Source organism: Pseudoalteromonas sp. L1 (assembly GCF_021728095.1).
Lineage (GTDB): Bacteria > Pseudomonadota > Gammaproteobacteria > Enterobacterales > Alteromonadaceae > Pseudoalteromonas.
The window spans coordinates 728762-742145 of record NZ_JAKKCT010000001.1 but is presented as its reverse complement, the minus strand read 5'-3'; the positions used below and the strand labels follow the sequence as shown (position 1 = coordinate 742145).

Below are 13384 nucleotides of genomic sequence, written 5' to 3'. Positions count from 1 at the left end.
TAAAAGCAAGATTCTGTAACTTACTTATAAATCAAACTTTTCTTTAGCAGCAAGTATTGCCTGTTCAATGAATATGTTTTTAACGGGTTTAGAAATAAACATGTCCATACCCGCTTGTTTACATGCTGCTTTATCATCAGCAGAGGTATTTGCCGTTAAGGCTACAATATAGGTTTTATCCGTAGGACATATAGCAAGTTTTCTTAATTGGCGCGTTGCTTCAAGGCCATCCAACAATGGCATAACACAGTCCATAAAAATTAAGTTATAGTGTTTTTGCTTACATTTATTAATTGCATCGACGCCGTCACAGGCAAAATCAGCGGATAAACCCATTTTTTCTAGAAAGGCCGAAAGCACGAAACGGTTGATTTGGTTATCATCAACAACCAGTATCGATAAAGCTAATGACGATAAATCAACGTCACTGCCACTATGGTTACTTTGATTTTGTGGCGTGCCTTTTTGCAAAGGTAATCGAATATCAAAACAGCTCCCTTTTTGATATTCACTCGACACATTAATTGTGCCACCCATGTAATCAATCAACTCTTTTATAATAGCAAGCCCAAGTCCTGTTCCTCCTTTTTTACGCTCTTTATTTACTTCCTGAGTGAACGGGGAAAACAGTGATTTCATAAAGGTTTCTGTCATACCAACCCCTGTATCACTTACCTGTAAGTGAAGTACAACAGTATCTTGCTCTGAGGTTGTGGTAGCTTTAATGCTAATATGACCGTCATCGGTAAACTTAAGTGCGTTACTCAATAGATTTGAAACTATTTGAGTTATTCGCGTGTTGTCGCAAAACGTCCAGCATTCATCATCAATATTAATATCTGTATCAAACCGAAGCTGTTTTTGTTCAAACAACGGGGTATATAACGACACTAAATCAATAAAAATGGTTTTCAGTAAGAAGTGACTTGGCTCTAACTGTAACTCGCCATGATTTATTTTTGTGAAATCCAGTACTTCATTAATAATATTCAATAAAATATCAGCACTGCGCAATGCTACTTTTAACTTTTCTTCACGCTTTTGTTCTGACTTTTCATAGAGTAAGGTTGTCAGCATCCCTGTAATACCATTAAGAGGGGTTCTTAATTCATGACTTATTTTTGCAAGCAGGATACTGCGGTCTTTTAATGTACGTTCAGCGTCGGCCTTTTGCTGTTTTAGCTCTTCGCGTAGTAGCACTTCCTTAGTGATATCTTGGAATGTACCAATTAGGCGAATACATTGCCCATTATTAAACTCAGCTTCACCAAAGGTCGACACCCAAATTGTTTTACCTTTCGCTGTTACAAGTTCAACTTCGTTTTGCCAATCAATGCCATGCTCTATCGCATCTGACACAGCTTTTTCAATCGCGCGTCGGCTTTCACCTTGCTTATAAAAATTAATCGCTGTCTCTATGTTTGGCGTATAATCTTCTGCTACTTCATGAATTATGCGTGTTTGTTTACTCCAATAAATACGATTGGTTGTTAAATCAAATTCCCAAGAGCCGATTTTGGCAACATCTTCAACTTGAGCCAGCATGTAATTCTTTTTGATAAGCTTTTGAGCATTATTATTTCGCGCAAATTCACTACCCAGCCATTGAGCAAAAAGTTCAACATAGTCATGCGCTTCATTTGTAAAAGGTGCTGATGGCTGGGGAGCAGAAAAATTAACCGTACCCACAACCTGACTTCCCACATAAATAGGTGCACCAATATAAGACTCTAATTGAAAATTAATATAACAAGGGTGCGCTGCGATATGTGTTTTTGACGCATGATAAAATGATAACGCTTTATTAGCCTTAAGTGTATGTAAGCAGTATGTATTTTCTAAATCAAATTGAGTACCCACTGCAATTTCATTATTGGGAGACACCACATGTAATACAGTATAAACCTGTTCACGGACTTCACTCACAATAGCAAAATCGAGGGCAAAAACATCTAAACCAAACCGTAAGATGTGCTGAACTTTATCTTCAAAACAAAGAGTCTGATCAGAAACAATATCATGAAATCGACGTAAAAAGTTCAACCTAACTCCTTAGGTAATAATTCTGGATTTATTTTGATAACAGCATACCAATAAATAGAAAAACACACATCAAATCAATCAAAAATACTTAGTTTTTATAATTAAAAGTCACTAAATCTCTTTTTGTTCATCACCTAGGTGCCTTTTTATCCTTCAGCTAAACTTTTATTGGCGTTATTCCCTACCATCATCAATACTTTATCATTAACTAAGCTCATTTCATCTTATTATGGCTTATTGATGTCACTAAAACTAAAGCTAACTCTGTTACTCACATCACTGTTTTTAGTGTTATTACTAAATACTTCCATCGTGTTTTATCTCGATCAAGAAGGCCGCTCAAAACTTTACGCTGTTACTCGCACCCACTTAATTATTGATGAATCGGAGCTACTGTATAATGATGTAATTAGTGCTGAGACAGGCCAGCGAGGCTATTTACTCACCCATGATGCAAGTTACCTTGCTCCCTATTATTCTGGAATAAAAGAAAGCCAATCTCGACTATCTGAACTTAATAACCTCACTGTAAGTAATAAAAAACAACAACAGCAACTAAGTGATATTCGCTTACTTGTTGAACAAAAATTCGCTGAACTTGCACTAACAATAGAGCTTGCGCAACAAAATACCGATGCCTCAATCAAAAAAGCAATATCCGTCGTTCAAAGTGATCAGGGAAAAATAATAATGGATCAAATAAGTGAAAAAATAAGCACTTTTCAAGATGACGAAAGACAGCGCCTCGATATCGAACGAAAAGAGTTTAGACATAACAGAAAAGTAATCACCTTTATAGTGTCTATCCAGATCCCGCTATTTATTTTGCTTTCTGTTTTGTGTGCTGTGTATATCAGAAATAAGTTGTTTAAACCGCTTAATCTATTAATTACCAATACTGAGAAGCTAGAGCGAGGAGAAAAACCAGATACCACACATTACACTGCCCATGATGAAATTGGCCATTTACTTAAGCGGTTTTACCGAATGAGCAAGATCATTCATAAAAAAACGGCAAAACTCACCTTTCAGGCTAATCACGATCATTTAACGGGGCTACTTAATCGAACAGAATTAGAGTCACAACTCATTGATGCTATCAATTTATGTACTGAAGATAGTAAAGTTGCTGTTATTTTTATTGATATAAATAAGTTTAAAGAATTAAACGATCATTACGGTCATGCAGTGGGTGATGATATTTTAAAAGAAACGGCAAAGCGGATCAGTTCATCAACCCGTGCAGACGATGATATATACCGCTACGGCGGAGATGAATTTATCGTTATTATGCATAACACAGCCAAAACATCCTATGTTGAAGCGATGATCGCTCATTTAATTGCGCAATTTAAATTACCATTTGAAGTCGCAAATCAGCGTATTGAAGTTTCTTTGAGTATTGGAGTATCAATCGCTCCAGATCATAGTTGTGATGCACTACAATTAATAAAAAATGCTGACACCGCAATGTACAAGGCAAAAACAACAGCTAATAAAACCTATTTTTTCTACCAATCTAATGATGAAAACTGAACGTAAATATGTCTTTTTACGTATAAATTTGCAAAAAACAGACGTGCTATGTATAAAAAACATACACGCATATTTATAAAAAGGGTATCGCTATGCATATTTTGTTAACCGGTGGAACGGGATTGATTGGTAAACACTTGTGCCCTTTTTTACTTAATCATCATAAAGTAACTGTACTTAGTCGTAATCCAATTCAAGCAAATGTGCTGCTTACACATCAGGTACATGCTGTACAGACACTCGATGAAGTCGACTTTGAAGACATAGATGCGGTGATAAATTTAGCGGGTGAGCCTATTGTAAATAAACGCTGGAGTGAATCACAAAAGCGCACACTTTTTGAGAGTCGAGTCAATCTAACACAGCAAATTAGCAAAGCTATTAATCGCTGTGAGTCACCTCCTCATACTTTTATATCTGGTAGTGCAATTGGTTTTTACGGCCGTCAAAATGATAATCATATTGATGAAGAATTTAATGATATCTACCCTGAGTTTAGTCATGTGCTGTGCCGTGATTGGGAGCATGCAGCTACAAAAGCAGAATCAGAAAAAACACGAGTATGCCTGTTAAGAACCGGCATCGTGCTTGCTAAACAAGGCGGTGCCTTGTCAAAAATGCTACCCGCATTCAAGTTTGGCTTAGGTGGGCCACTCGGTCATGGGCAACAAGGTATGTCGTGGATACACATTGATGACATGATCCAACTTATTTTATTTATACTCACACACGAAGACATTCATGGCCCTATTAACGCAACCGCTCCCGACCCTGTGAGTAATAATGTGTTTAGCCAAACCTTAGGCAGTGTACTGTCGCGACCAGCGATGCTTAGAATGCCTGGTTGGGTATTAAAGCTGATGATGGGTGAAATGTCAGACCTACTACTACATGGGCAATTCGTACTGCCCAAAAAAGTGCTCGCACATAATTACCGTTTTCATTATCCAACCCTTAAACCAGCACTGGAAAGTCTAAAATTGTAAGAACTAAATGCGTATTGCCATAACGCTATTAATACATAATAATTAATATGTGAACACAGATGTGTGAGTTTAGGATTATATATGGTGCACCTACCCACCATTATTAGTATCTCAATTTTATTGAATCTGATAATTGGTGCTTTTTTACTGTCTTTGTATTTTTTAAGAAAGCAGTCTAGCTATTTGTACTGGGGGAGCTCGTGCCTAATTTTTGTGTTAGCGCAAATTACAGCCTCTTTAAGGCTCTTTATAAACCTGCCATTTATCACCCATTACATAGCAGACTTACTCATAATTTCAGCTCCCTTAGCAGCTATTTTGGGTATACATGCGTATACGCAATCCGAAAAACAAAAGTTAAAGTTGTGCGCTTATTTATTGGGCGCTAGTGCAATCATATTATTACCTTTGTATAGCAACTCAATTAATCAACTTATAACAACAGCAGTGATTGCTGCATGTTTTAGTTATGCGGCTTATGCACTAAGAAAGCTCAATGTCGAACACATTATTCACTTGGTCCTGTTACAGCTATGTTTTGTATTGCATGCTTGCATTATGCTCTTACAGCTAGGGCTATTAGTGATAGATGGGCTTAATATATTTACTTTCGATTTCTCACAAATACTCGCCATCATCTTACTGAGTCACATTGTGATAACCACACTAACGGCAATGATTTGGCCATTATTAATGTTTTTAGAGTCTGAGCAAATTTTAAGTGACTTGGCCAATAGAGACCCACTAACAGGCTTACTAAACAGACGCGCGTTTTTAACTATTAGCAATAACTATTTAGAACAAGCCAACAATAACTTAACCGAACTCTGTGCACTGATGATCGATATCGACTTTTTTAAAAAAGTGAACGACCAATATGGTCATGATACTGGCGATGAAGCATTAAAGTGGGTCGCCAATAAAATTAAATCGCAACTTAGGGAAGGCGATCTTATCGCACGAATTGGAGGCGAAGAATTTGCCGTACTGCTCACTAACACCAGTTTACAAAAAGGCCAAATACTGTCTGAGCGCATACGAGTAGCGATTAATAGTGAAACGTTTATACATCAGCAGCACGAAATAAAGCTATCGATTAGTGTTGGAATAATTACACACAAATCTGGCAGCAATAACATTAACGAATTACTCGCCCAAGCAGACAAAGGGCTTTATAAAGCCAAAAGTAATGGTCGCAACCAAGTAGTCATGATGGCCTTTTAGCTTTATTAATAACCAAGGCTGTCGTTGAGCGTACTTAATTCATTTGTTATCCAGGCTTTATCTAAGCATTGTTCTAGATTTAACTCTGCAAACTTTAAAAAGCTCCTTGCAGCGTGCGATAAATGTCGGTCAGTTCTAATAACAAAATACCAATGACTTGCAATCTGAACATCGGCCACATTGAGGATGCAAAACGAAGTGTCATGCGCAGGTAAAACATGCCGAGAAACAACCCCCAACCCCATACCCGAGCCAACCGATACACGAATAGCTTCATTACTTGCCATTTGCACAGTGTTACTTAATACAAAGCCCCTACTTTGTAGTTCACTTTCAAATAACATACGCGTAGCAGAGCCAGGTTCTCGTAATAAAAAACGCTCCGTTACTAATGCTTTCAGATTTACATTTTTTTGCAAAGCAAGGTGATGGTTTTTTGGCGCAATAAAAACCAATGGATTTTGTAAAAAACGCGCAGCTTTTGCGTGTTCCAACGAAGGTGGATGACTGAAAACATAAATATCATCTTCCCCTCTTTCAAAACGAGCTAACACCTCAGCACGATTACCAATTTCAAGCGGTAATTCAACGTGCGGATGTAAATTACTATAAGGGCCCAAGAGCTTAGGTAGAATATATTGCGCAGTATTCACAATAGCAATCTTGCATTGACCACGCTCCCCCCCTCTGAGCTCGGCTAAGTAGTCTCGGTAATCATCAAAGTGCCCAAACACTTGCTGGCATGTCTGAAAAAGTGCAAAGCCCGCTTCTGTCACATGTATACGCTGTTGGTTAACAACAATTAATGGCTCATTGACTGTTTCTTGTAAGCGTTTTATTTGCTGCGATACCGTAGGTTGCGTTAAGTATAATTGCCTCGCCGTTTCACTAATCGAGCGTGTTTTAACAACACACATAAACACTTCTAATAAACGAAAAGAGATATGCCTTAGATCCATACATCACCTATAGATAATTACCTATATAATGATATCAACTATTTAATTATTTTCTATATTAATTTTTATCTAGAATAGCGGCGCTTTAACTAAGAGGAGAACAAAGTGCCTGATATTGTTGTAATGTTTTTTGTTTTAGGTGTCACCGCTGGCTTATTAAGGTCGGATTTAAAAATTCCCCAAGCAACCTACGAAACATTGAGTTTATTACTCATGCTTACTATAGGCCTAAAAGGTGGAATGGTATTACATGGCAATTTACATTGGCAATTGCTACCTGAAATGGGCTCTGTACTACTGCTTGGCGCTTGTATTCCGTTACTACTTTTCCCTGTTTTAAAATATGCACTTAATTTATCAATCGCAAATAGCGCAAGTATTGCTGCGCATTACGGCTCAGTGAGTGCCGGAACATTCGCTGTTGCATTGGCCTATGTCGAGTCTAATTCGTTAAATGTAGGTGCAGAAGTAACACTCTATTTAGTGATGCTTGAGTTACCCGCCATCATCGTTGGTTTATTACTTTATCGCCGCTTAGGTAATGGCTCTGGGCAAAACTTATCACTTAAAGCCCTATGGCATGAAACTCTCACCAACAAAAGCGTGATATTGCTCGTTGGCGGCGTGATCATTGGTATGATGTACGGCACCCAAGAAGGAAGCCAAGTTACAAGCTTATTAACTAACAGCTTCAAAGTAGTGCTGGCACTATTCTTACTTGAAATGGGGTTAATGGCAGCGCAAACTTTACGCCCAATCCCTTGGCATCAATGGCGATTAGCGCTATTCGCTATCATAACCCCTAACTTACTAGGTGCCATAGGTGTGTTTGTCGGCACCGCTTTGCAGTTAGAGCTAGGATCCATTGTTATATTAGGTAGCCTGGTCGCGAGTGCTTCTTACATAGCAGCGCCAGCAGCAATAAAAGCAGCGATCCCAGATGCTGATATCGGCTTAGCAATGCTCAGTTCTTTAGGGGTTACGTTTCCGTTTAATGTACTAGTCGGAATAGGGTTATACCATCAAATGGCATTGTTTATTTCGTAAAAAAGTAAGCTCAATCATCGCTTTATCAATGCGATTTAGTCAAAAGTCGTTTAAGATAGGCAAAAATAAGCAAGGAGCTGCCATGTTCAATTATAAACTCAACACTGAGCAGCAGCGCATAAGTGAGATTTTTCAACGCTTATGTAAGCTATGTGAAGTGAAAAATAATACTGAATTGGAAAACTACTTATCATTAAAATCTGGGTTTTGCGAGCACTGTATTGACAGTGCAACTCCACCCTACGAAGTCATTGATACCGCATGTAAAATGACAGACACAAGTTTTGATTTTGTATTAAATGGTCATAACCAAAATACGATGACGCTGGATGGTGATTTATTACAAGCGGTTAATAATGGCATTATTAAAAGCATTAAAAAGTTATCAACCGCGGGGTTGATAAAAGGTGATAATCAAACACAAGAAGCGCTTAACCAATTAGCAAAAATTCAAGTTAAGCAAATAGAAAACGAAATCAAAATACAAAGCCAGATCAAATAATCTGGCTTTTAATTTCTACCTTTGTATAACTCGTTATAGATATTAGCGATGTTATTTTGCTGATCATAATATCGTTGTAACTCGCCTAACGACATGTCTTTCAGCTCTTTATCTGCCAAATTGCAGCAGCTATCCGCCAATGACAATTGCTCTAAGTCTGGCGACTGACCAATCAGCCCCGCAATTTCGCCTTTGAGTTGCTCAGCTTTATTAAAAAGTTTAATAGCACGGTTTAGGTCTGTTTCATTTTCAGCTTGAATGGTACACCAAACAGCTTCAACAGACTTTGTTCTTATCTGATCTTCAAAAATGCCCTTACGCGAAATTAACCAAATACTGGCAACCAGCATGATGGCTAAAACGACAATGGCTATGTATATAAGTTCAAGCATTACGGTCCCTCGGTAAACTGAATGTTACTATACACCCAAAGTTAGCTTTCAACATATCAGTAAAAAGCATTATAAATGAAACTAGAAAGCTGATATATAACAAAGTTATCATTTATACATATTTATCTATCAGGGCCAGCTCGGACTGACTAAAACCTTTAGCTTAGTTTTAAGCAAACGAGGAAAAAGCATCACAATTGCAAGTGCGATACTTACATATAATACGATAAAGCTGTAAATGTAGTGAACATAGGCATGCTCAGCTTGTATATTTAAAACAACCAGTTTGAACCATAAAATAAGATGAGCAAAGGATAGAAGAGTTGTTAGCTTAATGACACAAAAGAACAAGTTTCCAAACTTATAACTGAGTTTTGTATGTAAGTAATACAAAAAATAAATACTAAGCACATTAATTAAAGATGCTACGAGGTAAATATGTTGCGTATTTCCTATACTTTTATTTTCTGCTATAAAAATTAGAACGTACTCCATCAAAAGTGAAGTTAGTGCATATTTTACAACTACAGATGCTATTGATAAAAAGTCACTAAAGTGTTCTCTATTTTTAAGTGCTCGATACAATGAAGAGGCCAGTGCTAAGACATACATAGTCGCTATAATAGCTTGGAGCGAAATAACTCGATGATCCTCGGTTGCAACTAACAAGTTATTGTACAAATTTTGAATAGATTCAAGCATTTTTCACCCTCTAAACGAATTCAAAGGGTAAAATGAAATGAAGAAAAAAACCAGCAAATTGCTGGTTTATTTATTTTAATTTTCTTTCTTATTTTTTCTAATGATAACAATACCACCTGTACCATTTAATTGGTATTCTTGCTTTTTCTTTCTAATTATTACGATCCCACCAGTACCTTGAAGTTTAGTTGTATCAAAAGACTGTGCAGGTAAAGCAGTTGAAGATAAAGTAGATAGTAATAAAGTAGATAAAGTCATTTTTTTGTTCCTTCATATTTAGGTATAAATAAAGATGCGATTTACTAGCAAATTTTGAGCCATTACATAGTTTTGAATAAAAACTATTCGCTCAGCTACCTATATAAGCATAAAAAGTAACCTACAGGTTGCTTTACAAGCTTATTGAGAACAAAAACACTCACTCCACCTACCCTTTTATCCGAAGGTCAGCCTTTTATCTATTAGCCCTTAAAGCTCAGCGCCATAATTCTGACATTTAAGATAAGTGTAGTGTGAGTATAGTCAAACTTAGCTTTTGTTTTTCGGCCAAGTCTAAAAAAGCAAAGTGATATAAAATTGGATTGGTGATGCATAATCAAGTTCCTTGTGATTTTGCTTAATGAAAATAAATTAACAAGAGTCCTAGATGTCTAGTTGTTTAGGGGAAGTCCGCATATCTGATTATCTTACAGTTTTAATGAATAGGTTTAAATTTCATCTGACAGGCGGTTGTGAGCGATCAGCGGAAGTTCGTTCTAACACGTTTTTGGACATTTATGAGTTAGAATCGACAGACGGATCTGTACAATGGCTAGACATTGGTAACGCATTAAGCGGAGAGTAAAAGTGGGCTAAATTTGTGAAGCAAAGCGGAATCGAACCAACTGTTACGAATCCGCCTTAAACCCCTTATTACATGCCTTTCTCTTTTTCTATCACCGAAATTGTTCTTTCTACAAATCTTTTGAATGCTTCTTGGGAAAGGAACGGTGACCTACCGCCTAAATTGAATTTTTCCACAATACTCTTAGCTTGAGCATCATTCATTATTCGGTCTTCATCCCACCCTTTTTGGTGTAGCTCTCGGACTCTCATTATCCATTCTGAAGTATTTTTTCTGAATTCTAGTAAAGACAACTTTCTTGCTGGTGCGCCATGGCCGGGCACTATGAGAGACTCTTCGTCACCTAGCTTCATAATTGCATCAATCGCATCATTAAAACCTTGAAATCCACCTGCATAAAATGTTGGGTGCCAACTGGTATCGAAAACATCACCAACAAAGATAGTATTGCTAATTTTGTGGTAATAAATATTGTCATTCGAAGAGTGTGACTTCACTTTAATATGAACAAGATCATCTGAAGTAGTAATACTCTCGACAAGCTTTGCGCCTTGCTCTATGAAAAACTCATTACCACCCGTATGATCTGAATGTGTGTGAGTATTCAAGATATAAATTATAGACTTATCGGAAATTGACTTAACTATATTATCTAACTCTAGTAAATGCCCACCCCCTGGCATGGGATCGATTAAGGTCAAACCATTCTCTGTAGTTATTAATCCAATATTAGTTCCGTACTCCTTTCCACTCAAAATATGAACTTGATCGGATATTTTCTCTACATGGATATTGCTAGAAAAGACAGTAGAACTGAAAAATAGCAATGAAATTAATTGTATGCATTTAAATTTTGTCATAGCTCATCCTAGTTAAGCGATACTAAATAGTACATTGTCATTTAACGCCTTACTAATGGGCGCATAAATGCTTGGCTAAAATTAGCGACGAAGGAGCGCAAGCCAAGCGTTTTGCGTCCTTTTGAGTAACTTGTTAGGTAACCTTATTCACCAAGCCCTTTTAAGGCAACTTCAAAATGCTCTGATTTCATAAGTGCATCTACTTGTTCTTTAGCAGGAGGTGTAATGTTTGGATACTCAATTTCAAGGTAATCTACTATTTCCTCCGATGACCAAGGGCCAAGTGAGGTGACGTAATCAAAGAAGTCGTTTTGAATTTCTCGGAACGATTGGTAATCCAGTTTAGTAAGAACCACTTCCTTCTCAGTTATGACAATATGCACCTATATTCCCCTCGGTTACCTAACACCCCGCTTAGGGGCAAAAATACGTGGGCTATAATATCGAGCGAAGCGAGGACAGCCCACGTGTTTTTGTCCCAGCACGCTCCACGTGCGTCTACAGCGGTTTGTTAGGTGTTTCTATAGTGCCATTCCATTGATAGTAGTTCCTTTTCACCTTCTAACTCTCCTATTTTCACGTAAACCCTTACCCCGTTGTGTGAGACTCTCTCATCTTTAACAACGGCTTTGAATGGCTCTTGCCAGAATTTTTCCTGATTTAGGCAAACATACATGTAGCCAGAAAACACAACTCTATTTGAATTTTCGACATTAGCGACCATGTTTGATACACCATCGTACCAAATCCCTTCTATGAGCTGTTCCGTTAATATTTCTGCAGCAATGTATTCAAATGATGAAGACACACTTTCACCGTAGAGATCTATTTGTTCTCCATTTAGCAGACGTTCAATACATCCAACGAATTGATTTATCGCCTCGACTCTCACGAAACACCTAACAATTTAATAGTGCGCAAATCGCGCATATTTCTGCCACGTAACTGCTCACTTTTCTGATTACTACGTTTTTATCAAATTAGCTAACCTTTTGCTAGTTAACAAAATAATTTAAATTGGTAAAGTGGTCTTATGACAAGAATGCGCAAATTGCTCATTTTCCTGAATATAGGGGAAAGTTGTAAATTTTAAATATAAAAACTGTATCAAAAGAAAATTTTCAATGTCCACTATTTGTTCAAAGAAGACCGTTTGAGCAATTAGGCTAACTCTTTTTAGGGCAAAGAAGAGTAAAAGCCGAACGCCCTAAAATAGCACAAGTGCAACTGTCAGATTTGACTGTGTTCTAACAATCAAACCTGACAGATCAAGTTAAGACTTATTCACTTTAATTTTGCGATTTTTCAATTTTAGAAATTAATGTATCAAGCACCATTAAATCATTAGCCTTTTCCATATATTCATCACTATCTTCATCAAGATGTTTAAGCTCCACTGTTTCTTTTTCAGCTCTATCTTTAAGTGTGCTTTTTATTAATCTAAGCTCTAATTGTGAAAACATATGGACTGTTCAGCTAATTTACATGCACGCATTAAATTTTAATGCTTAGCAATCCAATTCTTCAATATTTTCAATGTGTGCCTTTTTAAACGAAAATATCTACTTCTTCAATTTTATCTGCTAACAACAAAGTCGCTTTTTCTTGATACAAATCCAAAGAATCATCTGATATAAATTTATCAAATGTATTAATAATTTCTTTCATAAAAGAGGCTCTAACTTGATAATTCGGGTTGTCAGGAAATTCCTTCGTAAGACTGTCTAACTCCTCTGAACTACTAGAAAAGTACTCCATAACATTAATTTTTTTATCTGGATCTATGTTTCCTTTACCATAGGAAAGTATGCTTAGCTTAGCCTCCAAGCTATTCATATCCTCTGTATGCCTAGATATTATGGGGTTTCCTGATTTACCAAGTCTAACAGGTTCGTCATCACCATATGTTCTTGCATATTTTTTTTCTACCTCATTTACATTTTTAACGATGTTATAAAGCTCTTTTATACTCATATTAGAAAAGTCTAACTCTTTTAATTTAAAGATTTCTTCATATGCACTGCTCTTATTCAACGATGAGTCAAAAGGCTTAGTTTCTTTTTCATCTTTAACTTTAGGATCTTGCAGACTTATCTCTTTGCCATCTAAGCTATTTTGTTTTACTTCTGAGGAAAGCGCTTCTTGTTTTTCGCCATTAATGTTTTCAAAAAGGGTTACTTTTCTTTCTAATTGTATAGGAGGTGAATTGGTGTTAATTTTCATAAAAAGTCCGTTTAAAATTGAACACTCCCCTTTATCGGCTTAATTTTTAAAAAGCTTGAGGTTTAT

The 13384-nt window shown here is 36.8% G+C and carries 15 protein-coding genes; 5 read left to right on the top strand and 10 right to left on the bottom strand.

From position 1 onward, the window contains the following. Positions 1 to 24: 24 nt before the first annotated feature. Positions 25 to 2043, bottom strand: coding sequence for an ATP-binding protein (locus L3V38_RS03460; protein WP_237118368.1), 2019 nt, complete (start codon positions 2041 to 2043; stop codon positions 25 to 27). A gap of 240 nt (positions 2044 to 2283) precedes the next feature. On the opposite strand from L3V38_RS03460, the gene L3V38_RS03455 reads away from it, so the two are divergent. The 3 genes from L3V38_RS03455 (at position 2284) to L3V38_RS03445 (ending at position 5789) form a co-directional block, all read left to right on the top strand. Next, positions 2284 to 3579 carry a diguanylate cyclase gene (locus L3V38_RS03455; protein ID WP_237118367.1) on the top strand — a complete coding sequence of 432 codons (1296 nt, stop codon included), beginning with the start codon at positions 2284 to 2286 and terminating at the stop codon, positions 3577 to 3579. A 92-nt stretch (positions 3580 to 3671) separates the two neighbouring features. Next, positions 3672 to 4565, top strand: coding sequence for a TIGR01777 family oxidoreductase (locus tag L3V38_RS03450; protein ID WP_237118366.1), 894 nt, complete (start codon positions 3672 to 3674; stop codon positions 4563 to 4565). Positions 4566 to 5123: 558 nt separating this feature from the next. Then, complete coding sequence (locus L3V38_RS03445) at positions 5124 to 5789, top strand: GGDEF domain-containing protein (protein ID WP_165381461.1); 666 nt, start codon at positions 5124 to 5126, stop codon at positions 5787 to 5789. Positions 5790 to 5794: 5 nt separating this feature from the next. On the opposite strand, the gene L3V38_RS03440 is transcribed toward L3V38_RS03445, so the two are convergent. Beyond that, entirely contained in the window at positions 5795 to 6748 is a 954-nt protein-coding gene (locus L3V38_RS03440) for a LysR family transcriptional regulator (RefSeq protein ID WP_237118365.1), read from the bottom strand. A 105-nt stretch (positions 6749 to 6853) separates the two neighbouring features. On the opposite strand from L3V38_RS03440, the gene L3V38_RS03435 reads away from it, so the two are divergent. Next, the gene (locus L3V38_RS03435; RefSeq protein WP_237118363.1) at positions 6854 to 7795 is read left to right on the top strand and encodes a sodium-dependent bicarbonate transport family permease; all 942 of its coding nucleotides are present in this window, start codon (positions 6854 to 6856) and stop codon (positions 7793 to 7795) included. A gap of 82 nt (positions 7796 to 7877) precedes the next feature. After that, the gene (locus L3V38_RS03430; protein WP_130150124.1) at positions 7878 to 8297 is read left to right on the top strand and encodes a hypothetical protein; all 420 of its coding nucleotides are present in this window, start codon (positions 7878 to 7880) and stop codon (positions 8295 to 8297) included. An 8-nt stretch (positions 8298 to 8305) separates the two neighbouring features. Here L3V38_RS03430 and L3V38_RS03425 read toward each other — a convergent pair whose 3' ends face one another. The 8 genes from L3V38_RS03425 to L3V38_RS03390 all read right to left on the bottom strand — a co-directional run bounded on the left by L3V38_RS03425 (position 8306) and on the right by L3V38_RS03390 (position 13318). Continuing rightward, positions 8306 to 8689 (bottom strand): hypothetical protein, encoded by a 384-nt coding sequence (locus L3V38_RS03425; protein ID WP_130150125.1) that lies wholly within the window; start codon positions 8687 to 8689, stop codon positions 8306 to 8308. A 129-nt stretch (positions 8690 to 8818) separates the two neighbouring features. Continuing rightward, positions 8819 to 9391, bottom strand: coding sequence for a hypothetical protein (locus L3V38_RS03420; RefSeq protein ID WP_237118361.1), 573 nt, complete (start codon positions 9389 to 9391; stop codon positions 8819 to 8821). A 75-nt stretch (positions 9392 to 9466) separates the two neighbouring features. After that, entirely contained in the window at positions 9467 to 9649 is a 183-nt protein-coding gene (locus L3V38_RS03415; RefSeq protein ID WP_237114178.1) for a hypothetical protein, read from the bottom strand. A gap of 654 nt (positions 9650 to 10303) precedes the next feature. After that, the gene (locus tag L3V38_RS03410; protein ID WP_237118359.1) at positions 10304 to 11095 is read right to left on the bottom strand and encodes an MBL fold metallo-hydrolase; all 792 of its coding nucleotides are present in this window, start codon (positions 11093 to 11095) and stop codon (positions 10304 to 10306) included. Between the two features lie 143 nt (positions 11096 to 11238). Then, the gene (locus L3V38_RS03405; RefSeq protein ID WP_237118358.1) at positions 11239 to 11478 is read right to left on the bottom strand and encodes a hypothetical protein; all 240 of its coding nucleotides are present in this window, start codon (positions 11476 to 11478) and stop codon (positions 11239 to 11241) included. A gap of 128 nt (positions 11479 to 11606) precedes the next feature. Next, entirely contained in the window at positions 11607 to 11987 is a 381-nt protein-coding gene (locus L3V38_RS03400) for a hypothetical protein (protein ID WP_054552631.1), read from the bottom strand. 397 nt (positions 11988 to 12384) lie between these two features. Next, a complete protein-coding gene (locus L3V38_RS03395) occupies positions 12385 to 12558 on the bottom strand; it encodes a hypothetical protein (RefSeq protein ID WP_237118356.1) in 174 nt (57 codons plus the stop codon). A gap of 85 nt (positions 12559 to 12643) precedes the next feature. Next, positions 12644 to 13318, bottom strand: coding sequence for a hypothetical protein (locus L3V38_RS03390; protein WP_237118354.1), 675 nt, complete (start codon positions 13316 to 13318; stop codon positions 12644 to 12646). Positions 13319 to 13384: the final 66 nt, after the last annotated feature.

What these genes read in the sequence shown, in the direction of transcription:
- L3V38_RS03455 (WP_237118367.1), top strand. Translation starts at nt 2,284, where the DNA reads ATGTCACTAAAACTAAAGCTAACTCTGTTACTCACATCACTGTTTTTA.
- L3V38_RS03450 (WP_237118366.1), top strand. Translation starts at nt 3,672, where the DNA reads ATGCATATTTTGTTAACCGGTGGAACGGGATTGATTGGTAAACACTTG.
- L3V38_RS03445 (WP_165381461.1), top strand. Translation starts at nt 5,124, where the DNA reads ATGCTCTTACAGCTAGGGCTATTAGTGATAGATGGGCTTAATATATTT.
- L3V38_RS03440 (WP_237118365.1), bottom strand. Translation starts at nt 6,748, where the DNA reads ATGGATCTAAGGCATATCTCTTTTCGTTTATTAGAAGTGTTTATGTGT.
- L3V38_RS03430 (WP_130150124.1), top strand. Translation starts at nt 7,878, where the DNA reads ATGTTCAATTATAAACTCAACACTGAGCAGCAGCGCATAAGTGAGATT.
- L3V38_RS03425 (WP_130150125.1), bottom strand. Translation starts at nt 8,689, where the DNA reads ATGCTTGAACTTATATACATAGCCATTGTCGTTTTAGCCATCATGCTG.
- L3V38_RS03420 (WP_237118361.1), bottom strand. Translation starts at nt 9,391, where the DNA reads ATGCTTGAATCTATTCAAAATTTGTACAATAACTTGTTAGTTGCAACC.
- L3V38_RS03415 (WP_237114178.1), bottom strand. Translation starts at nt 9,649, where the DNA reads ATGACTTTATCTACTTTATTACTATCTACTTTATCTTCAACTGCTTTA.
- L3V38_RS03410 (WP_237118359.1), bottom strand. Translation starts at nt 11,095, where the DNA reads ATGACAAAATTTAAATGCATACAATTAATTTCATTGCTATTTTTCAGT.
- L3V38_RS03395 (WP_237118356.1), bottom strand. Translation starts at nt 12,558, where the DNA reads ATGTTTTCACAATTAGAGCTTAGATTAATAAAAAGCACACTTAAAGAT.
- L3V38_RS03390 (WP_237118354.1), bottom strand. Translation starts at nt 13,318, where the DNA reads ATGAAAATTAACACCAATTCACCTCCTATACAATTAGAAAGAAAAGTA.